Origin of the sequence: Mesorhizobium sp. B2-8-1, assembly GCF_006440955.1 — a bacterium.
GTDB lineage: Bacteria > Pseudomonadota > Alphaproteobacteria > Rhizobiales > Rhizobiaceae > Mesorhizobium.
In genome coordinates, this window is sequence record NZ_VFTX01000002.1 from 93,982 (window position 1) to 118,820 (window position 24,839).

The 24,839-nt window shown below is 63.4% G+C and carries 35 protein-coding genes and 1 pseudogene; 14 read left to right on the forward strand and 22 right to left on the reverse strand.

Going from position 1 to position 24,839, the window contains the following annotated elements; genetic code table 11:
- Positions 1-100 precede the first annotated feature (100 nt).
- Positions 101-715, forward strand: coding sequence for a methyltransferase domain-containing protein (locus FJ428_RS04650; protein WP_224519113.1), 615 nt, complete (start codon positions 101-103; stop codon positions 713-715).
- Positions 716-858: 143 nt separating this feature from the next.
- Here the strand turns inward: FJ428_RS04650 and FJ428_RS30850 are convergent, their stop codons facing one another.
- Together FJ428_RS30850 and FJ428_RS04660 are read right to left on the reverse strand one after the other, a co-directional pair.
- On the reverse strand, positions 859-984 hold the full coding sequence (locus FJ428_RS30850; RefSeq protein ID WP_263486360.1) for a hypothetical protein: 126 nt from the start codon (positions 982-984) through the stop codon (positions 859-861).
- 4 nt (positions 985-988) lie between these two features.
- Positions 989-1,522 carry a hypothetical protein gene (locus tag FJ428_RS04660; RefSeq protein ID WP_140879008.1) on the reverse strand — a complete coding sequence of 178 codons (534 nt, stop codon included), beginning with the start codon at positions 1,520-1,522 and terminating at the stop codon, positions 989-991.
- Positions 1,523-1,672: 150 nt separating this feature from the next.
- Here FJ428_RS04660 and FJ428_RS04665 point away from each other — a divergent pair, with 150 nt between their 5' ends.
- Positions 1,673-2,044, forward strand: coding sequence for a nuclear transport factor 2 family protein (locus FJ428_RS04665; RefSeq protein WP_140521521.1), 372 nt, complete (start codon positions 1,673-1,675; stop codon positions 2,042-2,044).
- A gap of 104 nt (positions 2,045-2,148) precedes the next feature.
- Here the strand turns inward: FJ428_RS04665 and FJ428_RS04670 are convergent, their stop codons facing one another.
- The 4 genes and pseudogenes from FJ428_RS04670 to FJ428_RS30585 form a co-directional block, all read right to left on the reverse strand.
- Positions 2,149-2,904: a terminase family protein gene (locus tag FJ428_RS04670; RefSeq protein ID WP_140879009.1), complete on the reverse strand. Its 756-nt coding sequence runs from the start codon at positions 2,902-2,904 to the stop codon at positions 2,149-2,151.
- Positions 2,905-3,251: 347 nt separating this feature from the next.
- Positions 3,252-3,911: pseudogene (locus tag FJ428_RS04675) on the reverse strand (terminase family protein); the annotation flags it as partial.
- Complete coding sequence (locus tag FJ428_RS04680; RefSeq protein WP_140521519.1) at positions 3,868-4,263, reverse strand: hypothetical protein; 396 nt, start codon at positions 4,261-4,263, stop codon at positions 3,868-3,870. The gene FJ428_RS04680 and the pseudogene FJ428_RS04675, both read right to left, overlap by 44 nt.
- Entirely contained in the window at positions 4,256-4,636 is a 381-nt protein-coding gene (locus FJ428_RS30585) for a hypothetical protein (protein WP_224519115.1), read from the reverse strand. The genes FJ428_RS04680 and FJ428_RS30585 overlap by 8 nt, the downstream gene beginning before the upstream one ends.
- Before the next feature lie 412 nt (positions 4,637-5,048).
- Between FJ428_RS30585 and FJ428_RS04695 the strand changes: the two genes are divergently transcribed.
- Positions 5,049-6,020, forward strand: a complete 972-nt coding sequence (locus FJ428_RS04695) for an IS1595 family transposase (protein WP_140879010.1) — start codon at positions 5,049-5,051, stop codon at positions 6,018-6,020.
- Positions 6,021-6,057: 37 nt separating this feature from the next.
- On the opposite strand, the gene FJ428_RS04700 is transcribed toward FJ428_RS04695, so the two are convergent.
- From FJ428_RS04700 to FJ428_RS30200, 3 genes are read right to left on the reverse strand one after another with little or no spacing between them, the layout of a single operon-like run.
- The gene (locus FJ428_RS04700; RefSeq protein ID WP_140879011.1) at positions 6,058-6,498 is read right to left on the reverse strand and encodes a hypothetical protein; all 441 of its coding nucleotides are present in this window, start codon (positions 6,496-6,498) and stop codon (positions 6,058-6,060) included.
- A 28-nt stretch (positions 6,499-6,526) separates the two neighbouring features.
- On the reverse strand, positions 6,527-7,396 hold the full coding sequence (locus FJ428_RS04705; RefSeq protein WP_140879012.1) for a DUF6731 family protein: 870 nt from the start codon (positions 7,394-7,396) through the stop codon (positions 6,527-6,529).
- Between the two features lie 44 nt (positions 7,397-7,440).
- Positions 7,441-7,602 (reverse strand): hypothetical protein, encoded by a 162-nt coding sequence (locus tag FJ428_RS30200; protein WP_181167214.1) that lies wholly within the window; start codon positions 7,600-7,602, stop codon positions 7,441-7,443.
- On the opposite strand from FJ428_RS30200, the gene FJ428_RS04710 reads away from it, so the two are divergent.
- Positions 7,602-8,129: a hypothetical protein gene (locus FJ428_RS04710; protein ID WP_140879013.1), complete on the forward strand. Its 528-nt coding sequence runs from the start codon at positions 7,602-7,604 to the stop codon at positions 8,127-8,129. The two genes, FJ428_RS30200 and FJ428_RS04710, sit on opposite strands and share 1 nt — an antisense overlap.
- 429 nt (positions 8,130-8,558) lie before the next feature.
- On the opposite strand, the gene FJ428_RS04715 is transcribed toward FJ428_RS04710, so the two are convergent.
- Complete coding sequence (locus FJ428_RS04715) at positions 8,559-9,206, reverse strand: glutathione S-transferase family protein (protein ID WP_140879014.1); 648 nt, start codon at positions 9,204-9,206, stop codon at positions 8,559-8,561.
- Between the two features lie 253 nt (positions 9,207-9,459).
- Here FJ428_RS04715 and FJ428_RS04720 point away from each other — a divergent pair, with 253 nt between their 5' ends.
- Positions 9,460-9,765 (forward strand): hypothetical protein, encoded by a 306-nt coding sequence (locus tag FJ428_RS04720; RefSeq protein WP_140499979.1) that lies wholly within the window; start codon positions 9,460-9,462, stop codon positions 9,763-9,765.
- On the opposite strand, the gene FJ428_RS04725 is transcribed toward FJ428_RS04720, so the two are convergent.
- Positions 9,766-10,194 carry a DoxX family protein gene (locus FJ428_RS04725; RefSeq protein WP_140879015.1) on the reverse strand — a complete coding sequence of 143 codons (429 nt, stop codon included), beginning with the start codon at positions 10,192-10,194 and terminating at the stop codon, positions 9,766-9,768. It abuts the gene before it with no gap.
- 395 nt (positions 10,195-10,589) lie between these two features.
- Here FJ428_RS04725 and FJ428_RS04730 point away from each other — a divergent pair, with 395 nt between their 5' ends.
- From FJ428_RS04730 to FJ428_RS04740, 3 genes are all read left to right on the forward strand, one after another.
- Positions 10,590-10,769: a DUF3606 domain-containing protein gene (locus tag FJ428_RS04730; RefSeq protein WP_115144153.1), complete on the forward strand. Its 180-nt coding sequence runs from the start codon at positions 10,590-10,592 to the stop codon at positions 10,767-10,769.
- A gap of 82 nt (positions 10,770-10,851) precedes the next feature.
- A complete protein-coding gene (locus tag FJ428_RS04735; protein ID WP_140499982.1) occupies positions 10,852-11,292 on the forward strand; it encodes a GFA family protein in 441 nt (146 codons plus the stop codon).
- A gap of 87 nt (positions 11,293-11,379) precedes the next feature.
- Positions 11,380-11,631: a DUF982 domain-containing protein gene (locus FJ428_RS04740; protein ID WP_140499984.1), complete on the forward strand. Its 252-nt coding sequence runs from the start codon at positions 11,380-11,382 to the stop codon at positions 11,629-11,631.
- A gap of 60 nt (positions 11,632-11,691) precedes the next feature.
- Here the strand turns inward: FJ428_RS04740 and FJ428_RS04745 are convergent, their stop codons facing one another.
- Positions 11,692-11,988, reverse strand: a complete 297-nt coding sequence (locus tag FJ428_RS04745) for a hypothetical protein (protein ID WP_140879016.1) — start codon at positions 11,986-11,988, stop codon at positions 11,692-11,694.
- Positions 11,989-12,062: 74 nt separating this feature from the next.
- Positions 12,063-13,040: an SDR family oxidoreductase gene (locus tag FJ428_RS04750; RefSeq protein WP_140499988.1), complete on the reverse strand. Its 978-nt coding sequence runs from the start codon at positions 13,038-13,040 to the stop codon at positions 12,063-12,065.
- A gap of 193 nt (positions 13,041-13,233) precedes the next feature.
- On the opposite strand from FJ428_RS04750, the gene FJ428_RS04755 reads away from it, so the two are divergent.
- Together FJ428_RS04755 and FJ428_RS04760 are read left to right on the forward strand one after the other, a co-directional pair.
- Positions 13,234-14,166, forward strand: coding sequence for an alpha/beta hydrolase (locus FJ428_RS04755; protein ID WP_140879017.1), 933 nt, complete (start codon positions 13,234-13,236; stop codon positions 14,164-14,166).
- 154 nt (positions 14,167-14,320) lie between these two features.
- Complete coding sequence (locus FJ428_RS04760) at positions 14,321-14,635, forward strand: plasmid stabilization protein (RefSeq protein ID WP_140515975.1); 315 nt, start codon at positions 14,321-14,323, stop codon at positions 14,633-14,635.
- Positions 14,636-14,663: 28 nt separating this feature from the next.
- Here FJ428_RS04760 and FJ428_RS30205 read toward each other — a convergent pair whose 3' ends face one another.
- Positions 14,664-14,816, reverse strand: a complete 153-nt coding sequence (locus FJ428_RS30205; protein WP_181167215.1) for a hypothetical protein — start codon at positions 14,814-14,816, stop codon at positions 14,664-14,666.
- A 227-nt stretch (positions 14,817-15,043) separates the two neighbouring features.
- Between FJ428_RS30205 and FJ428_RS04765 the strand changes: the two genes are divergently transcribed.
- Together FJ428_RS04765 and FJ428_RS04770 are read left to right on the forward strand one after the other, a co-directional pair.
- Positions 15,044-15,334 (forward strand): hypothetical protein, encoded by a 291-nt coding sequence (locus FJ428_RS04765; RefSeq protein ID WP_140521515.1) that lies wholly within the window; start codon positions 15,044-15,046, stop codon positions 15,332-15,334.
- 109 nt (positions 15,335-15,443) lie between these two features.
- Positions 15,444-15,650, forward strand: coding sequence for a hypothetical protein (locus tag FJ428_RS04770; protein ID WP_140499995.1), 207 nt, complete (start codon positions 15,444-15,446; stop codon positions 15,648-15,650).
- Positions 15,651-15,697: 47 nt separating this feature from the next.
- Here FJ428_RS04770 and FJ428_RS04775 read toward each other — a convergent pair whose 3' ends face one another.
- Both FJ428_RS04775 and FJ428_RS04780 read right to left on the reverse strand, forming a co-directional pair.
- On the reverse strand, positions 15,698-16,762 hold the full coding sequence (locus FJ428_RS04775; RefSeq protein ID WP_140499996.1) for a PAS domain S-box protein: 1,065 nt from the start codon (positions 16,760-16,762) through the stop codon (positions 15,698-15,700).
- Positions 16,763-17,044: 282 nt separating this feature from the next.
- Positions 17,045-17,290, reverse strand: coding sequence for a hypothetical protein (locus tag FJ428_RS04780; RefSeq protein ID WP_140499998.1), 246 nt, complete (start codon positions 17,288-17,290; stop codon positions 17,045-17,047).
- A 257-nt stretch (positions 17,291-17,547) separates the two neighbouring features.
- Between FJ428_RS04780 and FJ428_RS04785 the strand changes: the two genes are divergently transcribed.
- Both FJ428_RS04785 and FJ428_RS04790 read left to right on the forward strand, forming a co-directional pair.
- Positions 17,548-17,838 carry a hypothetical protein gene (locus FJ428_RS04785; protein WP_224519116.1) on the forward strand — a complete coding sequence of 97 codons (291 nt, stop codon included), beginning with the start codon at positions 17,548-17,550 and terminating at the stop codon, positions 17,836-17,838.
- 147 nt (positions 17,839-17,985) lie between these two features.
- On the forward strand, positions 17,986-18,993 hold the full coding sequence (locus tag FJ428_RS04790; protein WP_140500000.1) for an aldo/keto reductase: 1,008 nt from the start codon (positions 17,986-17,988) through the stop codon (positions 18,991-18,993).
- A gap of 26 nt (positions 18,994-19,019) precedes the next feature.
- On the opposite strand, the gene FJ428_RS04795 is transcribed toward FJ428_RS04790, so the two are convergent.
- From FJ428_RS04795 to FJ428_RS04820, 6 genes are all read right to left on the reverse strand, one after another.
- A complete protein-coding gene (locus FJ428_RS04795) occupies positions 19,020-20,171 on the reverse strand; it encodes a GNAT family N-acetyltransferase (RefSeq protein ID WP_140879018.1) in 1,152 nt (383 codons plus the stop codon).
- Entirely contained in the window at positions 20,168-21,160 is a 993-nt protein-coding gene (locus tag FJ428_RS04800; RefSeq protein WP_140879019.1) for a sterol desaturase family protein, read from the reverse strand. The genes FJ428_RS04795 and FJ428_RS04800 overlap by 4 nt, the downstream gene beginning before the upstream one ends.
- Before the next feature lie 325 nt (positions 21,161-21,485).
- Positions 21,486-22,250: a slipin family protein gene (locus FJ428_RS04805; RefSeq protein WP_140515988.1), complete on the reverse strand. Its 765-nt coding sequence runs from the start codon at positions 22,248-22,250 to the stop codon at positions 21,486-21,488.
- Positions 22,247-23,620, reverse strand: coding sequence for a nodulation protein NfeD (locus FJ428_RS04810; protein WP_224519117.1), 1,374 nt, complete (start codon positions 23,618-23,620; stop codon positions 22,247-22,249). Before FJ428_RS04810 ends, FJ428_RS04805 begins: the two co-directional genes overlap by 4 nt.
- A 190-nt stretch (positions 23,621-23,810) precedes the next feature.
- On the reverse strand, positions 23,811-24,170 hold the full coding sequence (locus FJ428_RS04815) for an SPW repeat protein (RefSeq protein ID WP_140500009.1): 360 nt from the start codon (positions 24,168-24,170) through the stop codon (positions 23,811-23,813).
- A 207-nt stretch (positions 24,171-24,377) separates the two neighbouring features.
- Complete coding sequence (locus tag FJ428_RS04820; RefSeq protein ID WP_140500011.1) at positions 24,378-24,800, reverse strand: VOC family protein; 423 nt, start codon at positions 24,798-24,800, stop codon at positions 24,378-24,380.
- Between the last annotated feature and the right edge of the window lie 39 nt (positions 24,801-24,839).

Genomic DNA, 24,839 nt, shown 5'->3' on the forward strand with positions numbered 1-24,839 from the left:
CCTCAAGGGGGGAGATCGGCAGCTTCAGCCGACGATGTCATTCTTTTGCGCGGTTCTTGGTCTAGGAACGTCTCGCGGCGGGGTTTTGCAGGAGGTCGATGTGACGACGACAAGCCTTGCCGCCCTGAAGAACCAGAGCAAACGTACCGTTAAACGGCTCATCGGCTATGATTCCCGCAACTGGCTGCGCATCCGCCAGATCGAAGCCTTCACCACTTTCCTGACGGCTGCCAACCGCAAATCGCGCGACGTGATCGAGATCTCGCCCGGCTGGAATCGCTACTGGAAGGCGATGTGCCCCAACTATCGCTCGGTCGACTTCCCCGATTTCGACATCTGCAAGGATCGCACCGACGAGCAATATTCCATCGTCATCGCCGACCAGGTGCTGGAGCATGTACAGCGGCCGCAGGCGGCGGCGCGGAACATCCACGCCATGACCCGCGAGGGCGGCTGGGCGATGGTGGCGACGCCCTTCCTGTTTCGCGTACACGCCAGGCCGCACGACTACAACAGGTGGACGCCGGCCGGCCTGAAGCAGCTGATGGTCGATGGCGGCTTCGCCGAGGACAACGTCCAGGCGTTCGGCTGGGGCAACAAGGCCTGCGCCCGCGCCCACATAGGCGGCCCGGTCCGCGCCTACGGCCTGTGGCGGGACCTCAGCAACGACGAGGAATACCCGATGATGGTCTGGGCATTCGCGAAGAAGGGATGAGCGGTGGAAGCTGCCAATCTCCCCCCTCGTGGGGGAGATTGGCAGCGTTCACCCGCCACGCCGCTTCACCAACCTTGCATGCCGTCTCCAATACCACCAGTCCAGCACGCGCCGGCGAAAACTGCGCTTCATCGCGGTCATGGTTACACCCCCAAAAGCACGCGGCGCTGGCCGGCGAGGCTACCGGGCGCCAGATCGGTCTTGATGGTGCTGGCCGTGCCCTGGCGTTGTTCGAGCTCAGCCCGAAGTGCTGCTTCGCGCGCCTGCACGTCCTTATCCCCGGCCGTCGGCACTGCCGGCAGCGGCTTCAGTTCCGGTGGTTTTTGAAACAGACACATGGTTCCAGCCTTCTCTTGTCCAGTCGCAGAGGAAAAAATCTTCGCCGTTCCGGCCATATCCGGGCAGCAGGCAACGTTGCGTGGCGCCCAGCCGCGCAAGCCAGCGCAGCGCCAGTTCATTGCCGGCCAGCGCCCGCGCCTCGACCCGCCAGGCACCGCGAGCGGAAACTTGCGGACCGAGCACCGCGTGAAAGAACTCCGTGATCCCGGGCACGCAACGCTTCATGCGGCGCGTGCCCCAGCTCCAGGCGATCCAAAGCCCGCTCCGCTGTTCGGCCGCGCCGAAGCCGACCTCCGGATTGCCGCCGAGCTCGGCCACATAGGCAAACCCTTGCAGCGCGGTGAGCGCCAGCAGCGCCGGCGACCAGTAGTCGAGCTGGCAATCGATCTCGGCGCGATCCTCGGGCCGCAAATTGGCGGCGATATAGGAGAGATCGCGCAGGGTCGCGGGGATGATGCGGAGGGTCATGCGGATGCCAGAGCCCGGGGGATAAGGTTCATCTGTGTGAGTGCCGCGTGAAAAATTCACGCCCTTGACCGGTCTCCTCTCCGGTGACCTACTTCGACCATAGAATGCGGGAGCAAAACATCGGTCATCCAATTGAAGGGAGACGGGCGAATGGACATTCGATCGGCGCTGACGCAGATATCTGAGGCCTTCAACGCGCACGATCTCGATCGCATCATGGCGTTCTTTTCCGACGACTGCATCCTGGAGATGCCGAGGGGAGGCAATCCTTGGGGCTCTCGTTTCGAGGGCAAGGAAAACGTACGGCAAGCACTGGCGACACGCTTTGAAGGCTTGCCCGATGTCCACTACGGCAACGCCGAGCATTTTGTGGATTCGACCGCCAATACCGGCATCTCGAAATGGATCCTCACAGGTACCACCCGCGAGGGGGAGAAAAAGGAGGTCAGGGGTTGCGACTTCTACACGTTTCGCGACGGCAAGGTGATCCGCAAGGATTCATATTGGAAAATCGTGGAGTAGGCCCCGCAGGGACATCGCAGCGCGGGCTATCGGGCCGGCGCCGGAGCGCCCGTTTCCTCCAGCGGGAATTGCGCTGCCGCGACGCTCCGAAGAGCCCTCCGCCCTCACCTGAACGCCCCCAGCGGATCGCTCTGCCCCTTCGCCCGTCTCGCAGTCCTGAACTCCGCCGGATCGACCACCGCTTCCCTGAGCATCATCACGCCATAACGCGTCGCCGCCATCAAATCGTCGCGAAGTTTGACCACCTGGCCGTCCTTGCGATGATAGAGCCGGAACTCCTCGAACCAGGGGACAAGCGTCGAAAACACCTTGAACCGGCCGGACTGCATGCGGTCGAGCATCTCCATCAGCCCGGCCTCGACCGAGACCGAACCGTCGGGGAATTGCGCGTGGCGCGACAGCATGTTCAGCCCGTGCGCGGCATATTGCTTGGCGAGCGCGGTGCCCGCCCCTTCCAGCGTTTCGCGGCGGCCGTCGCGCGGCCACGCCCAGGGCAGCCATTCGCCCCAAGGCTTCAGGGTCAGCGCCTGCATGGCGGGAGTCTGGTGCGAGGCGCGCGCGGCCTTGGCGACATAGACGACGTCGGCCTCCGTATCCCAGGCGAGCTCGACCGCGGCGGAAGGGTGGTCCCAGCCGAAATCGAGCGCCCCGATGCGCGGCCAGTAGCGCGGCAGCCGGAACGGCGCGCAGGCAATCAACTCCTCCGCCACCGGAAAGATGCGGCCGGACCCCAGCACGGGAATGCCCCGGGCGCGAGCCTCGCGCTCATGCGCGGGATAGGCGGCAACGATCGCCGCGCGCTCCTCGGGCGAATAATGCTCGGCGTCGTCTATGGTCATGAAGGTGACGTGACGGGACATGGGGGATCCTGAATCACTTTCGAGATAATCGATGTAGCGTCTTGTGAAGGCTACGTTTTTCGGACCAACGTCGCGCCGCCCCTCACCTGCCTGCCGGCATCCTCTCCCCGTATAGTGACGGGGAGAGGGGTGCTGTTGTCGACGGTTTCGCCAATCGCGAACGTTCAAGAATCGGCGCCGAGATTGCGGCCAGCTCCCTTCTCCCCGTCATTACGGGGAGAAGGTGGCGGCAGCCGGATGAGGGGCAGCGCCGACGAAGGCGAGCAAGCGCCAAGTGCGATGCCGCTCGTCCCCAATCAGTTTCTTCTCCATCACCCCTTCCCCATCCCCTCCACCTCCGCCGCCGACAAAAACAGCAGCACCACATCGGACATGCCGAGCAGCGGCGTGAAGGTGACGATGGTTATGCCGCCGGTGGCGTTGGTGCGGGTCAGGCCCTCGGAATAGATGTCGAGCGGCGGTTCCTCGTCGAACCAGACGCCGTGCAGCGTTTCGCCCTGCCATTTCTCGCGGCCTTTCTCGAAACTCTTGAACGACAGCACGCTCTCGCCGGCCTGAACATCGCCGCCGCCGCCATGGCGCACCACGACGCTGTCGAGCGCGCCCGGCGCGCCGCGGCCCATCATGGTGTCGACGATGGCATCGGCCGGGATCATGCCGGTGCCCCATTGCGCCTGCTGCTGCGGCGGGCCGACCAGCACGCGCTGCGGATTGTCGCGCGTGCCCTCGCCGGTGACGCCGGCGGCCCACAGCCGCACCGGCGCATCGAAAATCTTGCCTTGCCACCACGCGGGATAGCGGCCCGTCAGGTGCATGGCCCATTCGGCGCCGCCGGCGCGGGTCTTGCCGAGCTGGTTGCCGGCCATGAACAGCCGCTCGCGGTTGGCGGCGCCTGCCGCGTGAAACGCCGCCTGCCTGGCGTAGGGCCGGTAGGCGGCAAGCTGGTTGGTACGACGCCTGCGGTCAAGCTCCGCCAGCAGCGCCAGATATTCCGTCCTCGCCGCCACCGGCGATGTCTTCGAGGAACGGTTTGACCGCGGCTTCGAGCGCGCGGATGCGGCTGCGGATCTCTTCATCGCTCAGGGCATCCAGATGGTTGACGGCGACATCGAAATCCTTGGGCAGCACCGAAAGCACGATCTTCAAATACTGGTCAGGCTTGTCGGCCCGCACTTCGGCGATGACGCCGGCGCCATGGGCGCGGAAATCGGCGCGCACGGCGGCGAGAAAGTCGTCGCCCAGCGTTTTCTTCGGGCGTTTGCGGCGGGTCTCCGGCGCGGCCTCCGGGCTTGCGCTCCGGCTGGCGGCCGGCTTGCGCCCTTTGCCGCGCGCCGGCACTGCGGCGGTTTCGTCAGCCATGGCCCGTCACCGCCTCGGCATCGCCGGCCTTGGCCTTCGACGGCGCGGACTTGACCGACCGGACCCGCTTCTTCTTCGAGCGGGTGGATTTCTTCCTGACGTTCCTGGCGCCCTTCGGCCGCCGGGCAGGTTTTGCGACGCCCGGCAGATCCTTCAGGCCCGCCATGGCGAGGCCGATGGCGCCGCTATGAATTGTCGCCTGCGGGAAAGCGAAGCCGCCGGCCGCGTCCCGCACCATGCCGATCAGCACGCCGGTTGCGACCTGCTCGATCCGGCCGAGCCGCGTCTGCGGCGCCGCACCCTCGAATTCGCCAATGGCGCTGACGACCTCAAGGCCGTCATCCCCGGTGATGATGGTGGCATAGCGTGGCATGGGATTTCTCGCGGATAATCGTCAGGTTCGAAACGTCGCATTCCTTCGCGCCCCCTCTGTCCTGCCGGACATCTCCCCCACGAGGGGGAAGATCGCAGCTTCGGCGCCTCGCTTTTTTCTACAACGTTGGCGATTGGCGAAAGCCGGGACAACAGCCGATCTCCCCACCCGTGGGGGAGATGGCCGGCAGGCCAGAGGGGGGCGCCGTAGAGCGCCATCATTCGAGGAGAAAAGCAAAACCAAAAACACAAAACCCGCCTCGGCGGCGGGTCATCGGCGCAACTCAGCACCATAGATAAAAACATAGCATAGTTGCCTTCACCCCGTCAACAGCTTTTAGGACAAAATTCCTAATTATATACGTGACAAAGCACGGGCGATCTGCTACAAAGATGGCAGGGAGCACCTAGCCATGAAACTCGACAGCCCAATCTTCCAAGACGCCGACGCCGCCCGCATCCATTTGGAAGCGCAGCGTTGGCCGCATGGCCCTAACTGTCCCCACTGCGGCAATGCCAATCCCGACCGCATCACCAAGATGGAAGGCAAGGCGCACCGCCCCGGCCTGTACAACTGCATGGAATGCCGCGAACAGTTCACCATCACTGTCGGTACCGTATTCGAGCGCTCCAAGATCGCCTTGAACAAGTGGCTGCTGGCGACGTTCCTCATGGCTTCGTCCAAGAAAGGCATGAGCGCGCACCAGCTGCACCGTATGCTCGGCGTGACCTACAAAACCGCTTGGTTCATGGCTCACCGCATCCGCGAAGCGATGGCAGAAGACGTTAAGTCCGCTGGTCCGCTTGGCGGCGAAGGCAAGACCGTTGAAGCCGACGAAACCTACATTGGGCGCGTGGATCGCGATTACCTTTCGCCCCAGCGTAAGGGCCAGCCGCGTTTGAAGCGCAAGATGAAGCCGAAGCGCACCGTTATCGGCCTTGTCGAGCGTGGCGGCAAAGCCCGCATGGTTCACGTCCAGCACGCCACCAAAAACGTTGTACGCGATATCCTGGTGCGCAATGCCGACCGCAAATCGACGCTCTACACGGACCAGTCCAAGCTCTACACCGTGACCGGCGAGGAATACGCCTCACACAAGACGACTAATCATTCCGCTGGCGAATACGTCCGCTATGAAGACGGCGTGTCGATCCATTCCAATACGATTGAGAACGTGTTTTCAGTGTTCAAGCGCGGCATGGTTGGCGTTTATCAGCATTGCGGCGAGGCTCACTTGCACCGCTACCTTGCCGAGTTTGATTTCCGCTACAATCGCCGCACGGCGCTCAAGGTGACCGATACCGAGCGCCACGACCAGTTGCTTGCCATGATCGAAGGCAAGCGCCTTACCTATCGGCGGATTAACGAAGGCGATCTCGCCTAAGCAGAAGTTGAGAAAGCTGCTCCGAAAACGAAAGCTTTCACGCTAAGACCAGTCGCGCGGTTAGTAGGCTGTCGATAAGTAACAGCACGGCCCCACCGTAGCCGATCAACCAGATCGCAATTGCAATTGTGCCGTTGTCGTACGGGATCGCTAGGGCCGGGTTAACAATGTAAATAGCGAAAGAAAATATAACCACGCCGAAAGCCAAAACCAGCCTGATTTCAAGGTCGCTCATAAAGTCCTTAAACACTACGTTGTCAGCAAGTCTCTCGACATATCTTGTCGCGCGAGATTTTAGCAGGCTCCATATCGTCAAAACAGCCGCCCAAAAAACGCTTAAAAACGTAAAGAGAGAAGAGAACACGGCCTCTCCCCGCTTGTTCATGGAAGCAGCTACCTCGTGTCCGACGTCAAATTTAGTCGTCACAAATACGGCGGCGACAATTGCAGCAAGAAAAAGGATAAAAATCAGGCGCACTCGCCCCTCACCTAGAAGGGTGCCTGGCCTAACCGTTCCCATTGCCAACATGGACTTTTGCCTTTGCCAATGATGAGCGCAGGAATTGCTCCCGCTTTGGCCAGTCAAGCTCCGGATCGCCCGACAGTTCCAAAATCTGACTAGTCCTGAAATGCGCCTTTACGAAGTCAAGGATCGGCTCGGCTTCATGCGGCTGGCTCACCTTGATATCGCGAACCTTGCCTCTTTTAGCCTCCTTTTCGCCTACCAGCCATCCCACCAACTTCCTAATCTTGGGGACAGCAAGACCCTCTCGGCGGGGGCCGACGCCAATGGATACGGTTACGTAAGCACCGTCCACCATGTCCTTTAGGAAGGCTATGTTGTCTCTAACTTCTCCCAAATCCGGATCTACCGTATTGAGCGAGGCGGGATCGGCAATCTTGAAAATGACCGCGCCATTCTTCGTACCAGCAAGCTTATTAATATCGCTCTCAGAAAGGATGGGAAGCGCGATGCAAGGCTGGTGGCCAGCGAGTTCTGCAACTAGCCCAGTCAGCTTTAACAAGCCCGCCGCCGCTGGTTTCACCTCGAAACCGAGGAGCTTTTTCTCTACGTCGTAGATAAATGCCGTGTGATAGCCCAGGTATTCGCCATCCCCAAGAGTAAGCTTTTTGGCCTTCTCTCCTGCCTTCAGGCGACTGGGTAGCGCATCCGATTGCAGTCGAATAACGTCGCCGCATATTGGTGAAACCTTGGCGTCACCCCGAGTGTCTAACTGGTAGCGGACTTCGTCTATTTCCTTGACTAAATCCCCGCCCTTCAATGCGAAGGCTGCTTGTAGCGAGACATCAAATTCAACGCCATCTTCAAGCGCCGGAAACAACTGCCAGAATTTAACAGTGACCTTCTTGTCCATACGAATCCCCCAGGCTGCAAGATTGCAGAGGGAGGATCCATTGTCTATTCGGCCTTTGACGATTTCTCCTGCGATAGTTTACCGATTGCAGGCTTTTCTGGGGATGGCTTTGATTTTGGCCTCGGCGGCGTCTTGAGCATCCGCTTCAATGTCTCGTTGAAGCGTGTATCGTCGGCTTGGTCGTCATTGCCGGGTGATTCTTTCATTGGACCCTATCCAGCGAGAAGATTTTGAGCGTGCCATCGGCAAGCTAGCCATAAATTGGGCTGCCGCCGAACACGCATTTGACCACTGCCTTTCTATCCTATTTTACGAGAAAGGCGCCAGTTCGCTAACTACCGTTCTGCCCCTTAACGCTAGAGCAAAAGTCAAATTCTTCCAGAAGGCCGTGAAGGCCATACCAGAGCTTGCTGATGCCTTCCCTCGTGCAGAGGAACTTGCGAACGCCGCCTTCAAAATCCTCGATGATAGAAACTGGTGTATCCATGGGACCACATCAATGATCGGCGGCACGCTTTTTGACCAGCCGTTCAATCTCTCTCGCTTTGAGCGACCGGGCATGGAGTTCATCGAAAACAAAACGGTAACAATGGATTTCGTCGGCAAGACCAGCGAGGCTTGCGCCAAACTAACGCTAGCCTTGGCTGTGTTCGCCTTCAGGAAGTTCGGCATTTTCAGCAAGGACGAGGTCGAGGATGCGTTGCGCGGCGTCCGCGAAGACATCACCTTCTAATTCCGCATCTCTGAGGATCACCTCAATTTTCGCTTTGATTTCTGTGCCGGCCTGTCGGCTCGAATCATAGGACATATTCCCATACTCTCTCAAGTATATAATTAGGAAAAAATTCCTCAAAACTTTCAGCACTGCCCCGCGCAGCGAACGCCGCCGTCACGGCAATGGGCAGACAGGATCAGCCGAACTTACGAACCGGAGCCTCGCTGTGGAAATCGCTAAGCGCGTTGGCAGAGAATTGATCAGAAGACAGGCCTGGAGCACAGTACCCGTCAGAATCAAAAACCCGCCTCGGCGGCGGGTCATCGGCGCAACTCAGCACCATAGATAAAAACATAGCATAGTTGCCTTCACCCCGTCAACAGCTTTTAAGAAAAAAATCCTATCTCGCCCGTCCCAGCGTGGTTCTCCCCGGCCCGCCGGGCTTTATTAGTCGGGTGCTGGGGCATTGACCGCGAATTGCGCGGCGAACGCCCTGCCATAGGCGGGCCGGGCTTCGCCGCGGGCCACATAGGCAGCCAGGTTTTGATATTCGTCCAGAATGCCCGACATTCTGAGCCGCAGCAGCACAGATACCATCAACAGATCGCCCGCGCTGAACGCGCCGTCGAGCCAGTCGGCGCCGCCCAGATGGGCCGAGAGCCTGTCCAGCCGGGCGCGAACGCGATCCTTCACCAATGGCAGGCGCTCCTCGCTCCAGGGCTTGTCGGCCTCGAATATTTTTGCCGTCGTCAGTTCGAGGATCGGCAGCTCGACGGTGTTGAGCGCGGCAAACATCCAGGTGATGGCGCGGGCGCGGGCATCGCGATCCTCCGGCAGCAGCCCCGGATACCGCTCGGCAAGGTGGAAGACGATCGAGCCGGTCTCGAACAGGCAGAGCGAACCGTCCTCGTAGGTGGGGATCTGGCCGAAGGGCTGGATGGCCAGATGGTCGGGCGCCTTCATCTCGGCATGGGAAACAAGACGAACCTCATAGGGCTGGCCCACTTCCTCGAGCGCCCAGCGAACGCGCGTGTCGCGCGCCAGTCCCTTGCCGCCGTCGGGCGACCGTTTGAACGCCGTAATGGTGATTGTCATTGCATCCGCTTCCTTGCCTGTTTCCTGGGCTTCCTGGCGATGACGAACAAGCCTGCGCTGCAGCCCGACATCGGTCTTGAACTATTTTCCTTGCCGAGCGCGGATCGCGAATGGATGTCCGCGCGTTCTGAACGCCTATGCACGCCGCCTCAAAGTGACCTCGGTTTTGGGCGACATGCGTAGGCCGATACCTGCAAGTGCGTCGCACGGGCCCTGTTCAGCGTGACGCGCCTCACCGATGGGAGCAACCGCCATGAACGTCGCCAACCTGCAACTCGAGGGCCTGCTGATGGCCGTCGCATCGATCAACCACGTCCTGGTCAGGAAGGGCGTGCTGACATCAGAGGAGATCGACATCGCCCTGCGCAAGGCCGAAGCCGGCGAAACCAGCGAGGAGCGGTCCGAGGGCATGTCGGCGTCGAGCCGCGACGCCGTCAATTTCCCGATCCGGCTGCTGGAGCTCGCCAACCAGTGCCAGCCCGAAGCTGACATGCCGTCCTTTTCGAAACTGGCGCGCATGGTCGGCCAGATGAAGGAACCCTACAACGACCAGATGTAGCTACGCCCTGCCCGGCCATCCCGGATTGAGCGAAAGCACGCGGCCCGGCCCGTGCACGGCGGCGAACAGCAGCCCGGCCAGGAAGGAAAAATGATCGACGAAGAAGCCGAATTCCGCCTGGTTGCCGGCCCAGTGGCTCGGTCCGTGGAAGGCGAAGCCGAGGAACAGCACGTAGACCGCCGCGACCAGCGCGGCCGGCGTGAAGAAGGCGCCGGTGAGGAAAGCGATCACCAGCAGCACCTCCAGTATCGCCGCGCACCAGGCCAGGAACAGCGGAAACGGAAAGCCGGCGGCGGCGATATAGCCGGCGGTGGCGCCCATGCCCATGAACTTGAACGTCACCGCCATCAGCAAGACGGCCGCGAAGATCAGGCGGGCGATGAGCAAGGCGGCGGTCTGCCACGGCGATTGGACGGTTGGCGACGGCATGGTTGTTCTCCCGTTTCGTTTGCTTGTCTTACCCAATTCCGGATGGAAACCGAACTTTCCTGGAATTGCTCCTAGGACGCGCCACGCGCCGCGCATCCGACATGTCTGCCGAAGTTTTTTCCGGATGTCGCGATCGGCGCCGCTCGATCGGGCCCGCTGTCGCAAAACCGGATTCCGGTTTGCCGGCTCCTGGATAGAGGGGGCCGCATCGTCCCTGATGTATCTCGCCGCCATGCGCCTGGAGCCGGCCTGAGGCGGCGGAGCCGATATTCCGGTCGGTGTTCGCCAAAGCCTGCAAAAGCCGCTATGGAACCAGCGGCGTCAAATGCTGTTATGTATGACCGCAGGGTCGCGCCGCGACGGCGGCGCGCCGGGGGTGGAAAGTGAGGCTCGGCATGGCGGACGACAAATCGAAGATCAAGCAGGATCGCAAGCTGGTTTCGAGCGAGGAAACCTATGAGGTTGCCGCTTTCGCCCGCAAATACGGCATCCCGCAGAGCGAGGCCCAGACCATCATCAAGCGCTACGGGCCCTCGAGGAAGAAGCTCGACAACCACATGGCCGCGCGCGGATAGCTCGGCGCGACCGGCGTTGGAAGCCTTGCCCGGGGCAGGACCCCGGGCGCATTGCGGCACCGAATGGTTGGAGGCCACGGCCATGCCCGACACCGCGCGCAGAACCGGCAGCTGCCTTTGCGGCGGCGTGCAGTTCACCGTCAGCGGTCCGCCCCTGCGGGTGGGTCTCTGCCATTGCAAGGATTGCCGCAAGACCAGCGGCTCCGCCTTTGCCGCCTTCGCCATCTGGCCGCGCCAGGCCTTCGAGACATCGGGCATCCTCGGCACCTATGCCGGCCGCGGCTTCTGCCCGACCTGCGGCAGCCGTGTCGCCTCGCTCAGCGACGACGAAGCCGAGGTGATGATCGGCAGCCTGGACGTGGCGCCGACCGATCTCATGCCGGAGTACGAATTGTGGATCGGCCGGCGCGAATCCTGGCTGCATGCCTTGCCCGATACGCGGCAGTTCGAGCACGACCGGCCCGCCGCGCAGGCTCCCGGCCCGCCGCCGAGGCCGCTGTCGGACGCGGCTCCCGGCGGCTGAAAATTAGTCGAAAAGTTTAGCGGCCGCGACGGAACCCCGGAACGGCGGCCGGCGTTATCGGGCGCCTCAGTTTCAATGGAGATCGCCGTGAACGACAAGTTCTTTCCCCGTCCGGTCAGGCTGAAGGTCGGACCGGCCCGCGAGCGCGTGGTGCGCAGCGCCTGGGAAGGCCTGGAATGCCTGCGCGACTGGCCCGGCAAGCACGGCCGGCGCTACCGCGCCGCATGGCGCAGCTGCCGCGATGCCCTCGATGGCTGGACCCCGGCCGAGAAGGCGATGCGGGCCATGATCGATGCCGGGCGCGAGGCGGAATTTCTGCCCGGCAACGGCAAATCCTGAAAGCCTGCCGCCTCAAGGGGCGGTCCGGAACCCGATAGCTGCATCGCGGCAAGCCGCCGGCTACTGTTTCGGCGGCTGCGGCGGCACTTCACCCGGTTTGATCACCGGCGTCTTGCCTTCGTTGGGCGCCGGCGCGGCCATGCCCTGGTCGCCTGTCGGCGGCGGCTTCAGCACGCCGCCGCAATCGTTCAGCGTCTCGGTCAGCGTCTTGTCGGTCGGCTGCTGGTTGCCGTCGGGCTTGGCCCGGCATTTTTCGCTGGGCGCCTGCTTGTCGGGGTTCTGCTGCTCGGCCTGTGCCAGCGCCGCGGCGGGCGCGGCGAGCATCAGGCTGACGGACATGATGGCGAGAAGTCTCATCTCGGCCTCCTTTCCGGGTTGGGCCGCCCTCACCGGCCGCCCAATAGTCGATGGCGTGCCTTCGATGGCTTGCCTCAATAACCGCCGACGATCGGCAGGATTTCGCCGGTGATGTAGCTGGAGCATTGCGGCGAGGCCAGGAACACATAGGCCGGCGCGATTTCCTCCGGCTGGGCGGGCCGCTTCATCGGCGTCTTGGCGCCGAACTGCGATACGTCCTGCGCCTCCTTCTCCGACGGATTGAGCGGCGTCCACACCGGCCCCGGCGCCACCGCGTTGACACGGATGCCCTTGCCGACGAGGTTGCCCGACAGCGCCCGGGTGAAGGCATGGATGCCGCCCTTGGTCATGGAGTAGTCGACCAGGTCCTTCGATCCCTCGATGCCGGTGACCGAACCGGTGTTGATGATGGCCGAACCCGGCTTCATATGCGCCACCGCCTCCTGCGCCATATGGAAGTAGCCGTAGAGGTTGGTCTTCAGCGTGGTGTCGAAATGCTCCTCGGTCAGGTCGGCGAAATCGGTGGAATGGATCTGGAAGGCGGCATTGTTGACCAGCACGTCGAGCCGCCCCAGTTCCTTGACGACCCTTGCCACGGCCTTGGCGCAGAAGGCGCGATTGCCGACGTCGCCGCGCAAGGCGAGGCAGCGGCGGCCCTCCGCTTCGACCGCTTGCTTGGTCGCCTCCGCGTCACGGTCCTCGCTGAGATAGACGATGGCGATATCGGCACCCTCGCGCGCGAACAGCACGGCCACCGCACGGCCGATCCCAGAATCGCCGCCGGTGATCAACGCCGCCTTGCCTTCCAGCTTTCCCGAACCGCGCCAGAACGGCGCGTCATAGAGCGGCGCCGGCTCGATGGCCCATTCCTCGCCGGGTTTGGGATGATGCTGGGCGGGAAAAGGCGGCGCGGGATATTTTCGCGCGCCGGCCTGCATGGCGCCGTCGCCTTTGGGCTTGGCCTTGGCGCGGTCCTTGGCGTCGACCTTGCGCTGGATGCTGCGCTGCTTGCTGGTTGCTTTCGAACTGTCGCTCTGGGTGCTGGTCGGCATGGTCGTCTCCTCTGTGTTTGGACCGGAGACATCCCGAACCTCCTCGCGCAACGCGCGGAACTGTTCGCGATGTCTTCGGTCCAAACGTTTTGCTCGCAGGGACAACGCATGTCGGCGGAAAAAGTTGGCGGCTTTCGCAGGCGCACATTGCAACCCTCGCATCCTGCCGCCGTTTCGCCTGCCGGAGGCAATCATGTTCGAAGGTTTTCAGGCCCTCAAGGTCGACTGCGGGGATGCCCGCATCTTCGCCCGGCGCGCCGGCGACGGGCCCGCCGTTCTTCTGCTGCACGGCTTTCCGCAGACGCATCTGATGTGGCGCGACGTGGCGCCACGCCTAGCGGACCGGTTCACCGTCATATGCGCCGACCTGCGCGGCTACGGCGCCAGCTCATGCCCGGCGTCGAGCGCCGATCACGCCCCTTACGCCAAGCGCGCCATGGCCCGCGACATGGTGGCGCTGATGGCCGAGCTCGGCTTTTCCAGCTTTATGGTCGCCGGCCATGATCGCGGCGGACGTGTCGCCTACCGCCTCGCGCTCGACCATCCCGACCGCGTCGAAAGGCTTGCCGTGCTCGACATCGTGCCCACCGCCGACGCCTGGGACCGGGCCGACGCCAGGCTGGCGCTCGGCTATTGGCCGTGGTCGTTGCTGGCGCAGCCGGAGCCGCTGCCGGAAAAGCTCCTGGCGGGCGCGGCCGACGCGATCGTCGATGATGCCCTGGGCGGCTGGGGCTCGTCGCCAGAGACATTTTCCGCCGGCGTGCGCCAGGCCTATGTCGAGGCCCTGCGCGATCCCGCCCATGCCCATGCGATCTGCGAGGAGTACCGGGCGGCCGCGAGGCTCGACCGCGAGCACGACCATGCCGATCGCGCCGCCGGCCGGCGCATAGCCTGCGCGGTGCTGGCGCTGTGGAGCGGGCAAGGCGCGCTCGCTGAATGGTATGCCGGCGAAGGCGGACCACTGGCCTTGTGGCGCGGCTGGGCCGGCGATCTGCGCGGCCATGCGGTCCAGGGCGGGCATTTCTTTCCCGAAGAAGCACCCGCGCAAACGGCCGCCGAATTGAGCGCTTTCTTCGCCGGCCCCGAAACCACCGCCCGAGAGGGCAATGTCAGGAAAAGTGCCTAGCGGTTTCCCACCTACCACTTTCCCTGGGGAATCGCGTCGAAACGTCTGGAGCGGTTCAGCGGGAACCTCCCCAGCCGGCCGCGACCAAGGGAATTGGAACCACATCCTTGGCTGCGCAGTTGCAGGGGCATCGAATGAACCCGGGAGCAGAACCATGCCACGCGGAGAAAAATCCAAATACACCGACAAGCAGGAGCGCAAGGCAGACCACATCGCCGAGGGCTACGAGCATCGCGGCGTGTCCGAGAAGGAAGCCGAGCGCCGCGCCTGGGCCACCGTCAACAAGGATGATGGCGGCGGCAAGAAGGAGGGCGGCTCCGGCCGCGGCAAGCACACCGGCCATCCCGCCGCGCACAAGGGCGGCGAAAAGGGCGGCAAGGCTTCCGCCTCGCGTTCGGCCGCGAGCCGGTCGGCATCGGCCAGGAAGGCAGCCGCGACCCGCAAGCGCAACGAAGCGCACGCCCATTGATGCGCGGGGCGACCGGATCGCGAAATTCTTATGCGCCTTGCCTGCCCTCGCCCGGGCCGCTCTTGATCAGATCGTCGCCCGGCGGATCATCGAAGTTCGGCTCGGCCGGATTGTCGGACGGCGGTCTTTGCGGACAGTCCTCGTAGCCGTGGTCGCGGCCGCCGCAGAACGAACAGCACATGGCTTCGCGATCCCTGTTCCCGGGCGGCCATCGCGGGGTCTGGTAAGGCTTCCTGCCGAGCATGCCCAGCAATGCGCGAGGCGCGATTTGGTTGCGCGCCCGCGCCGTCCCTCGCAAGCGAACACGCCGGCTGTTGCGCAACCGCCAGACAAAGTGCGAATCTCCCCGGCATGCCGCAACCAAGCTTAATCGCCCGGCGTTGCGGATCATGCCTTGGAGAGACCGCCATGTCCGTTCGAATACTGTTGCCGACCGTGGCTGCCATGCTTGCCGCCACCGGCCTGGCCGAAGCCCGGCCCGACAGCCGCGCCATGAGCTGCGCGCAGATCCGCGCCATGATCCAGAGCCACCGCGCCGTCGTGCTGACCACCGGCCCCAACACCTATGACCGCTATGTCAGGCAGTTCGGCAATGAATGCGATTGGCCCGAAGTGCCGATGTCGGCCTATATCCCGGCCCGTGACGGGCACTGTCCGGTCTACCGCTGCGAGGAGCCGGTCAACAATTTCCCGAATTGACCGGTCGGTCAGGCGCCGGCATCGACGTTCGGGGATTGCCGCATCCCTGCCTGAAACCATTCCGAGGGGCCGGCGTTGACGCGTGGGGTGGCCGCCACAGGAGATGCCCATGACCGTCAACTGCCGCGTATCGATCGACAACCGGCCTCAATCGATCGAGGCCGTTTTCCAGGCCGTGCCCCGGATCGGCGAGAGCGTTTCGCTGTCCGTCGACGGAAACGCCCAGGACCTGCGCGTTTCGCGTGTCGTGCATGTGCCCGACGGCTCGCTCGAAGGAGCTGCGATCATCGTCGAGGTGACGGCCAACATCCTCTAGCCCCCTGAATCCGCAAATGCGGCGCGCCTTGGCCACGGCGGCGGCTTTCAGATGCCTAAGCCGATCGTCTGGCCGGCGTCTTCCATAGGGTGCTGCGGCACGATGATCGACGCCAGCGGCGCGTTCAGCGTCCATCTGAAATAGCCGGGCGAGCGCTCGATCACGGCGGACCCGCCGAGCGACTGCGGCGCCACCCTTTGCAGGACAACGGTGCCGAACCCCTTGCGCGTGGTGTCGTCGCGCTCGTCGCCGCCGCTATAGGGGGGCGACCGCTCCTCCCAGACAAGTTGGAATTCGCGTTCGGCCAGAGCGTCGTCGCTCATGCTCCAGGTCACCTCGACCCGGCCGGAATCGCTGGCGAGCGCTCCATACTTGGACGAATTGGTGCCGAGCTCGTGGAAAGCCATGCCGAGATTCTGCACCGCATTCGACTGCAAGGTCAGCAGCGGTCCCGAAAGCAGTATCTGCTCCTCGCGGCCGAACGGTTTGAGATGTTCCTGGACCAGGTCGAACAGGCTGGCTCCCGCCCAGTTCGAGGTGACCAGTAGATCGTGCGAGCGTGACAGCGCCATGATGCGGGCGCGGATCATCTCCTCGAACTCGCGCGGGTCCTGCGAGCGCTTGCTGGTTTCCCTGACCATCGACAGGATCACCGCAAACTGGTTCTTGACGCGATGGTTGACCTCGCGCATCAGCATCTTGATCCGGCGCTCGTTCTCCCTGCTGGCGCTGATGTCGCGGGCGATCTTCGAGGCGCCGACGATCTCGCCGCTGGCGTTCCTGATCGGCGACACCGTCAGCGAAACGGCAATGAAGGTGCCGTCCTTGCGCTTTCGCGTCGTCTCGTAGCTCGCGAGGCGTTCGCCGCGGCGGACCTTGGCGATGATCTCGGTTTCCTCGTTCTTGAGGTGGTCGGGGATGAGCATCAGGATCGACTGCCCCAACGCTTCCTCCGCGCTGTAGCCGAACATGCGTTCGGCCGCCTGGTTCCAGCTTTTGATGATGCTGTTCAGGTCCTTGCTGATGATGGCGTCGAAGGAGGAATCGACGATCGCCGCCAGCTGCGCATCGGCCGTTGCGTCCTGTTTTTCACCGCTTGCTATGTCAGCCATTGCCCCGCCAGGTGTCAGCCTATAGCCACTAGATAACGCGTGCGCCGGACAAGGCAATCACCTTGAAGCGGCCTGCTGCTTCAACTTCATCGAAATCGCCTCGCCGGCTGGAGTGATCGAGGGGAAGGTCGTTCCGCAGATCAGGGCGGCCGGCATCGGAGACGCCAGCGACCATACAAAATGGTTTTCGAGCACCAGGACAGAGCGGACATTCAAGTCCATGGGCACCGGAAGCGCGGAACCCGTCCTTGCGGGCCGGCATCACCTGAATGTCACCGCGCCTCAGTCAGAATGGCCGTCGCCCACATTGCCGTTGCCGCCTGGGGTGGACAGCAGTCCGAAGTCCTGGGACTTGACGCCCTGCTCCGCCGCCAGGAATCCGTCCGAGGCGAGGCCACGCCGCAAGAGCTCCCTGACCGCGGCCGAGCGGCTCGGCATGCGCTTGTCGAAGCGCCAGTTCTCCAGTGCCGCCAGTTCGTCGGCGGTCAGCATGACCTGCAAGCGTTCAGGACGTTCCAGTTCAGTCACGGCACTTCCTCGCACAACCGAATACGTGAATGAGTATCTGTCTCATTCCACTAATAATTAGGATAGCAATCCTAACACGTCAAGGTCGGCAAATACGCGACCTCCCCATCCTGCTCATGATGACTATAAAGCGTCGGGCGCGCCTTTGCGTAACCATGCTAACTAACTGATATATATCGAGCATTTTCAGATTTCCGCTTGCCACACACCGATGCGAGGCGCATGCTACAAAGGCAAAACCAGTCCAGGAGGTTTCCATGCGGTATGACTACTCGACGCGGTTGCGCGATGACGTTCAATCCGCGGTCACCACGGCTTTCAGGACGTACGGCATCGTCAACATCACCGCGGTGGCCGAACGGATCAGGCTCAGGAACCTCGACGAAAACGTTGCTCTCGAGGACGTCGAGCACCTGGTCCTGGCGGCCGCCCAACTGCTTGGCGCCGCCATCGAATTCGAGGGCCTGACCATGATCGACCGCCTGCCGGACGCTCATGTCAACGGCCGTCCCGGCGGACCGGCCCCTGCCCTGAAGCGCCTCGTCTGAACGGATTTGAGGCGACGCGCTAAGTCATTTCGGGCGACCTGCATCAGGGCTCCGGTGGCCGGGCGAACCCGCTGGACGCCGCCTACCTGTGGAAATTGAGCGCGCGCGCTATATGGTGTTTGAATTCCCCCCTCTGGAGAACACGCCATGACGCTCGACACACGCAAGCTCGGCAGCCAGGGGCTGCGGGTCTCGGCCATCGGCCTCGGCTGCATGGGCATGAGCCAGTCCTACGGCCCGGCCGACGAAGCCGAATCCATCGCCACGCTGCACCGCGCCATCGAACTCGGCTGCACCTTCCTCGACACCGCCGAGGTGTATGGCCCTTACGCCAATGAGGCGCTGCTCGGCCGCGCCTTGAAGGGCAAGCGCGACCAGGTGACCATCGCCACCAAATTCGGCTTTCGCATCGAAAATGGCCGGCAGGTCGGCACCGAACGCGACAGCAGGCCGCAAACCATCAGGGCGGCGGTTGAAGGGTCGTTGAAGCGGCTCGCCACCGACCATATCGACCTTCTCTACCAGCACCGTGTCGATCCAGCCGTGCCGGCCGAGGATGTCGCCGGCACGGTCGGCGAACTGGTCAAACAGGGCAAGGTCCGCTTCTTCGGCCTGTCGGAGGCGGGAGCCGCGAACATCCAGCGGGCGCACGCCGTGTTTCCGGTCTCGGCGCTGCAGAGCGAGTACTCGCTGTGGGAGCGCAATCTCGAGCCGGAAATCATTCCCCTGCTGCGGCAAACCGGCATCGGCCTGGTGCCGTTCTCACCGCTCGGCCGCGGCTTCCTGACCGGCGGCGCCAAGCGCGCCGAGGACTATCCGGAAGGCGATTACCGCCGCGGCGACCCGCGCTACCAGGGTGCGAACTATGACGCCAATGTCGAGGCCGCCGCAAAGGTCCGCGACATCGCCGCCGCCAAAGGCGTCAAGCCAGGGCAGATCGCGCTGGCCTGGCTCCTGGAGAAGGGCAACGTCTTCGGTGTCGACATCGTGCCGATCCCCGGCACCAAGCGGATCAAATATCTGGAAGAAAATGTCGCCGCTGCGTCGCTGAAACTGGAGGCCGCCGAGATGGCGGCGCTCGACGACGCGCTGGCCCCGGGGAAGGTCTCCGGCCCGCGTTACGGCGACCGCACCATGATGATGATCGACCGATAGGTTCGCACGTCGCCGGTGAATCGGGCCTATTCCACCGGTGCGGGCTTTTGCCGAGGATCGGGCCGCAACCGCTGGTGAAGTTCCCTGCCGGCGTGCAGGGTCCGGTCCGCCAGCGCGGCGAGTGTTCCGCGCAAGGTCCTTGTTCCCAGCACCGAATCCAGCGTCACCGACTGGGTCGCGAAGCGCCGCTTGAAGTCCTCGCCGCCGCACAGGAAGTCGACCATCGTCAGCCCTCTGTCGATCGACCACTGGATGTAGTCCATCATCAGCACCATGCCGGGAGACGCCCGTTCGACATCCGGATCGTAGGTCGTGACGAAGGCCATCATCGTGTTGCGCTGGACGAAATTGATCGAGACCGCCACCACCATCCCGGCGCATTCCAGCACGAAGACATGCAGGAGCCCTTCCCTGGCCAGCACCGCGACCAGCGCGGCCAGGGCCGGCGACCCCTCATCGAACAGGTTGGATTCGTGTCCGCGCGCGGCGAGCCATTTGCGCTTGAACTCGGCGAGCCTGTCGAGGACGGGCTGCATCGGCTCGTCCGGCGACATGAGGCGGAACCGCACTTCGCCGCCTTCCTCGAGGAATTTGCGGCCACGGCGATAATTCTGGCGCATCTTCTTCGTTTGTTCCCCGAACCAGTCCGCGCCCGTACGCCATGGCCCGGCGACCCGGAAGCTGGTTTCGCTGCGGCGGTTCGGGCGCAGCCCCATCTTGGGCGCCGAAGCGGGAGCAAGCAGCGTGCGCATCGCGGCGTCCGGCAGCAGGCGGTTCAGATAGACGAGATCGAAGCCGCCCGCGGCCGAAATTTCGTGCCATAGCGCCGCGACCGCCGCCGGATCGCAGTCCGGCGCGACCAGCACGTCGCCATAGTCGCTGTGGTCCTTGGCAGCCCATTCCAGGACGTTGACGCCCTTGCGCCGCACCGTCGCCAGCGGGATGACGGCGTCGATCCGGTCACCGTTCCAGACGAGGCCGATCCTGAGACCACGCAGCTCCCGGTCCGGGGCCGTCTGCCACCACGCCGTGACCCAGGCGTGGCTTTGAAAGATCAGCCCCTCCGCCCGGCGCCACAGCTCCGTCCAGGCCGGCCCGACCGACGCGAGGCGCTCCTCGGAGGTGACGATCTCCAAAGCGCCGGCCTTCGGGCCCTCGATCGCGGCGTGAGCGTTCATGGCTGCGGGCTCCGTGTCGGCTCGGACGAAGCGCGGCGGCGAAACCGCCGGGCGATGTGCCCCCACATCTTCTTGAGCGGCAGCACGTAAAGCCCCGACAGGGATTGATAGTCGCGCGCGCCGCGTTCCATCAATCCGAACCTGAAATCCTCATCGGGCTTGGGCACGCACAACGTTCCGAATAGCCGGTCCCAGAACGAGAACAGCAAGCCGAAATTCTTGTCGTAGTGCCTTGGATCGACGCTGTGGTGCAGTTGGTGCCAATGCGGGCACAGCACGATGTTGTTGAGCGGCCCGAACGATATCTTGAAATGGGTGTGCCTGACGAAATCCATCATCAGGATATTGCGCATGACGTAGACGTTGACGCCGAAGATCGTCACTTCGACGAGGTTAAGCGACAAAAGGGTCCAGATGCCGAAGCAGATCCCGGGTATGACGCCGTCCCAGGCGCGGTTCATGAGCTCGTCGAGCGGATGAACCCTGTCCTTGGTGATCCCGACCATCACCTCCGCCGAGTGATGCACCTTGTGCAGCTCCCACAGGAACGGGAAGCGGTGCTGGGCCACATGGTAGAGGTAATAGGATATGTCGTAGGCGATCAGCATCGTCACCGTGAAGATGACGATCGTCACCGCCCCCGGCGGTCCCGGCAGCAGCGGCGGCTCGATTTGCAGGAGTGCCACCAGCGTCCGATTCGTCGCGTAACCGACGGCGACGACGAAGGTCACGCCCGCGGGCAGCATCAGGAAGGGCATAATCGCCTTGCGGGTGATCCAGAAAAGCAGGTCCGCCCGCGCCGAGGGGTGCGTGACGATCTCGTTGGGAAAGACGAAATCGAAGAATTCCCTGAAGCTCTTGCGCTCCGCCGTCCGCCAATAGGCGATCAGGGCGCTGCCCAGCGCGGTCAGCAGCAAAAGGCCGGCCGCAAGCAGGCTGGAGCCGGACAACTTGTCCAGGATCCTTTCGATGATGCCGGCAATCGACATGGGCCCACTCATTTATGCAACCGAAGCTTGACTTGCAGGAGGCGATTGACCTGACTGGCCGGGCAAGCCGCCACGCCGTCAGGGCTCTCGATCATTTCGCCGTCACCCTAGTCGAGAATCCATAGCGAAAGCTTAAGCTAATTAAAAACAATGAATCCGCTAAAAAGCCCGCTATATATTGCCGAATTCTGAATAAAACTCCTAAAATTGACAGCAAAGGACCGGCAGCGCTTGGCGTGGAGATCGCAACTTCGGGGAATCGCCGGGTGATCGTGCCGGTCCCGAGCTCGCCGGCCCGCGGCCGGGCTGCCAAACCCCTCCCAACTTATTTCCCGGCGCCCGGCTGCTTGTTGAAGATCGCTAGCAGGTCCATCGGCAGCGGAAACACCACCGTCGACGAGCGCTCGCCGGCGATGTCGTGCAGCGCCTCGAAATAGCGCAGTTGCATGGCCTGCGGCTCCTGCGCCAGCATCTTGCCGGCCTCGACCAGCTTTGCCGCCGCCTGCTGCTCGCCATCGGCGTTGATCACCTTCGCGCGCCGCAGCCTTTCAGCCTCGGCCTGCTTGGCGATGGCGCGGACCATGTTCTCGTTGAGGTCGACATGCTTGATCTCGACATTGGACACCTTGATGCCCCATGCGTCGGTCCGCTGGTCCAGGATCTCCTGGATGTCGCTGTTCAACTTGTCGCGCTCGGCCAGCATCTCGTCGAGCTCGTGCTTGCCGAGAACCGAGCGCAACGTGGTCTGCGCGAGCTGGTTTGTCGCGGCCATGAAGTCCTCGACCTGGATAACGGCCCGCTCGGCGTCGACGATGCGGAAATACAGCACCGCGTTCACCTTCACCGAGACATTGTCGCGCGAGATCACGTCCTGCGGCGGCACGTCCTGGACCACCACGCGCAGGTCGACCCGCACCATCTGCTGGACGAAGGGGACGAGGAGGATGAGGCCGGGGCCCTTCACCCCGGTGAAGCGGCCGAGCGTGAAGACCACGCCGCGCTCATATTCCCGCAGGATGCGAATGGCGGCGGACAGGAAGATCAGCACGATGAGGGCGAGCACCAGATAGGCGACGTAACCGATGATCATTGCCTTGCTCCATTGTTCCTGCGCCGGACCGTCAGCACGAGATCCCTGACGTCGGCCACCTCGACGCTGTCGCCGGGGGCGAGCGGTTCATCGGCTTTCGCCCGCCAGCGCTCGCCCTGCGCGAGCACATGGCCCTCGCTGCCCGACCAGTCGAGGATCCTGGCCGGCAGCCCGTGCATGGCCTGCGCGCCGACACGCGGCAGGCTCTTGCGCGCCCTCCACAGATAGCTGCCGGCCAGCAGCGCCAGGCCAAGCGTCAGCGCCGCGGCGGTGCCGATGAGCGCCCACGACATCTCGAAGCCCGGGCCCTCGACCTTGAGCAGCATGGCGGCGCCGAGCAGGAAGGCGGCCACGCCTCCAAGCCCGAGCACCACGGTCGGGTTGAAGGCCTCAATGACGAGGAAGGCGATGCCAAGCAGCATCAGGGCGAGGCCGGTATAGCTGATCGGCAGCAGATTGAGGGCATAGAGCCCGAGCAGCAGGCAGATGGTCCCGATCACGCCGGGCGCCACTGCGCCTGGGCTGGTGAACTCGAAGACGAGGCCGTAGACGCCGGCAAGCATCAGGACGACGGCGATGTTGGGATCGGTGATGACGGCGAGAAGCCGGATCAGCCAGCCGGGATCGAGCGTCTCGACCGCCACGCCCTTGGTCGCCAGCACCTGTTGCTTGCCGGCCACCTCGACCGTGCGGCCGTCGGCAAGCTGGAGCAGCTCGGCGGTGTCGCGGGCGACGAGGTCGACTACATGTGCCTGAAGTGCCGCATTGGCGGAAAGGCTGGCTGCCTCGCGCACCGCCTTTTCGCCCCAGTCGGCATTGCGGCCGCGCAGTTCGGCGAGCGAACGGATCAAGGCGACCGCGTCGTTCGTCACCTTTGTCATCATCGGGTCGCCGGCCGGAGGCCCGGTGGCATTCTTCTGGTCGCCCTTGTCCTTTTGGTCGCCACCGGGAAGTGGCGGCAACCCGCCAAGCTCGACCGGCGTGGCGGCGCCCAGATTGGTGCCGGGCGCCATCGCCGCGACATGGGTGGCATAAAGGATATAGGTTCCGGCACTTGCCGCATGCGCGCCGGCCGGCGCGACATAGCCGATGACGGGAACCGGCGAGGCAAGGATATCGGCGATCATTTCGCGCATCGAGGTGACCAGCCCGCCCGGTGTGTCGATCTCGAGGACAACGGCTTCGGCGTGCCGCTCGGCGGCTTTGGCCAGCGCTTCGTTGAGCTGCCTGGCGCTCGCCGGGCCGATGGCGCCGTCGATCACGACGCGCAACGCGACCTTCTCCGTAGCCTCCGCGGTCACGGAAGAGTGACTGGCGGCCGCGGCGGCCATGAAAGCCGCTGCCAGAACCGCCATCCGCGCGAGGGTCACGCTCAAAACTCCCTGGATTACACAGGATATGCTGTGCAGGATATGGCGTTGGGTCCGTCGAAATCCATGGCCTGGCCTCAGATTGCAAGCCGGCGACCCTGCCCTTCGCAGCCGGCGGCAAACGCAATGGGCAGACGTTCAAAGCCGGAAGGGGCCCCGCTCGCGCGCCGGCCCCGTCCTTGGTCAGCGGTCACGCATGTGCGTGCGGGTGACGGACGTCCCAGACGGCCCAACCCGATACGGCAACCACCAGCACGCCGAGAATGACGTGGGTGGCCATCGCATTCGTGTTCGCCATGAATTTGAGCAGCCAGGGCGACACGATCAGCCAGAGCCCGAGAACGACACCTACCCATTCCTCCCACTCGGCGAAGGCGGCAAGCGCCGCCACGGCCACCGCGCCCAGCACGACGCCGACAATCCAGGCGTTCCATGCGGGAGCGGTTTCAGCAGCGAAGCCGATTATCCAGGGTGAGATGAACAGGCAGACGGCAAGGACCAGATTGAGCCAGTCCTGGCCTTTCTTTCCTTCCATGAGTGTATTTGCCATGACAACCTCCATAGATGAAGCTTGGCCAAAGCGTTGTATTCGCGTGCAAACGCACGCTTAATGGTTGATGTAACTATGCCTCACATGGCCTTCAAGGCCTGCCCCACGGACGGGTCGCCTCCGCGTGGATCGAGCTCCCTCCACCCGATCGGGATCAACGAGACCGGCCACATCAAAGCAAAACCACCCGCCTCTTGTCGGCGCATTCTAGAACGTGATCTTCACCGAGGCGGCACTGCGGTTGGCCGCCCCGTGATGCACCGCTTCGATGTTGTTGCCGTCCGGGTCGAGAAGGAAAGCGGCGTAGTAGCCGGGGTGGTACCGGCGTTCACCCGGCCCGCCATTGTCCCTGCCGCCGCCGTCCAGCCCGGCCTTATAGAACGCATCGACCATGGCGCGGTCTTTCGCCTGGAATGCCAGGTGATGGCGACCGGTCAACTCTCCCCGAGCCGCGCGGCTGTCGGCGGTTGAAATGAAAAGCTCGTCGGCCCAGAAATAATCGGCGGCGCTGCCGCCGATCGGAATATCGAGCACTCGAAATACTGCTTCGTAAAAGCGGCGGCTGGCGGCGATGTCCCTGACCACCAGTTGGATATGATCGATGAGCCGGCCGCGATGCAGTTCTTCCATGCAAGCTCTCCTCTCGCCAAGGGCTCAAATCTAACTAGC

Excerpts from the sequence above, each read along its gene's own strand:
- FJ428_RS04750 (WP_140499988.1), bottom strand. The coding sequence starts at position 13,040 with ATGCCGACCAGCACCCAGAGCGACAGTTCGAAAGCAACCAGCAAGCAG.
- FJ428_RS04715 (WP_140879014.1), bottom strand. The coding sequence starts at position 9,206 with ATGACAATCACCATTACGGCGTTCAAACGGTCGCCCGACGGCGGCAAG.
- FJ428_RS04725 (WP_140879015.1), bottom strand. The coding sequence starts at position 10,194 with ATGCCGTCGCCAACCGTCCAATCGCCGTGGCAGACCGCCGCCTTGCTC.
- FJ428_RS30585 (WP_224519115.1), bottom strand. The coding sequence starts at position 4,636 with ATGCCACGCTATGCCACCATCATCACCGGGGATGACGGCCTTGAGGTC.
- FJ428_RS30205 (WP_181167215.1), bottom strand. The coding sequence starts at position 14,816 with ATGTGCTGTTCGTTCTGCGGCGGCCGCGACCACGGCTACGAGGACTGT.
- FJ428_RS04815 (WP_140500009.1), bottom strand. The coding sequence starts at position 24,170 with ATGGCAAATACACTCATGGAAGGAAAGAAAGGCCAGGACTGGCTCAAT.
- FJ428_RS04820 (WP_140500011.1), bottom strand. The coding sequence starts at position 24,800 with ATGGAAGAACTGCATCGCGGCCGGCTCATCGATCATATCCAACTGGTG.
- FJ428_RS04790 (WP_140500000.1), top strand. The coding sequence starts at position 17,986 with ATGACGCTCGACACACGCAAGCTCGGCAGCCAGGGGCTGCGGGTCTCG.
- FJ428_RS04660 (WP_140879008.1), bottom strand. The coding sequence starts at position 1,522 with ATGACCCTCCGCATCATCCCCGCGACCCTGCGCGATCTCTCCTATATC.
- FJ428_RS04755 (WP_140879017.1), top strand. The coding sequence starts at position 13,234 with ATGTTCGAAGGTTTTCAGGCCCTCAAGGTCGACTGCGGGGATGCCCGC.
- FJ428_RS04665 (WP_140521521.1), top strand. The coding sequence starts at position 1,673 with ATGGACATTCGATCGGCGCTGACGCAGATATCTGAGGCCTTCAACGCG.
- FJ428_RS30200 (WP_181167214.1), bottom strand. The coding sequence starts at position 7,602 with ATGAAAGAATCACCCGGCAATGACGACCAAGCCGACGATACACGCTTC.
- FJ428_RS04760 (WP_140515975.1), top strand. The coding sequence starts at position 14,321 with ATGCCACGCGGAGAAAAATCCAAATACACCGACAAGCAGGAGCGCAAG.
- FJ428_RS04770 (WP_140499995.1), top strand. The coding sequence starts at position 15,444 with ATGACCGTCAACTGCCGCGTATCGATCGACAACCGGCCTCAATCGATC.
- FJ428_RS04680 (WP_140521519.1), bottom strand. The coding sequence starts at position 4,263 with ATGGCTGACGAAACCGCCGCAGTGCCGGCGCGCGGCAAAGGGCGCAAG.
- FJ428_RS04695 (WP_140879010.1), top strand. The coding sequence starts at position 5,049 with ATGAAACTCGACAGCCCAATCTTCCAAGACGCCGACGCCGCCCGCATC.
- FJ428_RS04730 (WP_115144153.1), top strand. The coding sequence starts at position 10,590 with ATGGCGGACGACAAATCGAAGATCAAGCAGGATCGCAAGCTGGTTTCG.
- FJ428_RS04765 (WP_140521515.1), top strand. The coding sequence starts at position 15,044 with ATGTCCGTTCGAATACTGTTGCCGACCGTGGCTGCCATGCTTGCCGCC.
- FJ428_RS04745 (WP_140879016.1), bottom strand. The coding sequence starts at position 11,988 with ATGAGACTTCTCGCCATCATGTCCGTCAGCCTGATGCTCGCCGCGCCC.
- FJ428_RS04805 (WP_140515988.1), bottom strand. The coding sequence starts at position 22,250 with ATGATCATCGGTTACGTCGCCTATCTGGTGCTCGCCCTCATCGTGCTG.
- FJ428_RS04670 (WP_140879009.1), bottom strand. The coding sequence starts at position 2,904 with ATGTCCCGTCACGTCACCTTCATGACCATAGACGACGCCGAGCATTAT.
- FJ428_RS04785 (WP_224519116.1), top strand. The coding sequence starts at position 17,548 with ATGCGGTATGACTACTCGACGCGGTTGCGCGATGACGTTCAATCCGCG.
- FJ428_RS04795 (WP_140879018.1), bottom strand. The coding sequence starts at position 20,171 with ATGAACGCTCACGCCGCGATCGAGGGCCCGAAGGCCGGCGCTTTGGAG.
- FJ428_RS04800 (WP_140879019.1), bottom strand. The coding sequence starts at position 21,160 with ATGTCGATTGCCGGCATCATCGAAAGGATCCTGGACAAGTTGTCCGGC.
- FJ428_RS04775 (WP_140499996.1), bottom strand. The coding sequence starts at position 16,762 with ATGGCTGACATAGCAAGCGGTGAAAAACAGGACGCAACGGCCGATGCG.
- FJ428_RS04720 (WP_140499979.1), top strand. The coding sequence starts at position 9,460 with ATGAACGTCGCCAACCTGCAACTCGAGGGCCTGCTGATGGCCGTCGCA.
- FJ428_RS04705 (WP_140879012.1), bottom strand. The coding sequence starts at position 7,396 with ATGGACAAGAAGGTCACTGTTAAATTCTGGCAGTTGTTTCCGGCGCTT.
- FJ428_RS04735 (WP_140499982.1), top strand. The coding sequence starts at position 10,852 with ATGCCCGACACCGCGCGCAGAACCGGCAGCTGCCTTTGCGGCGGCGTG.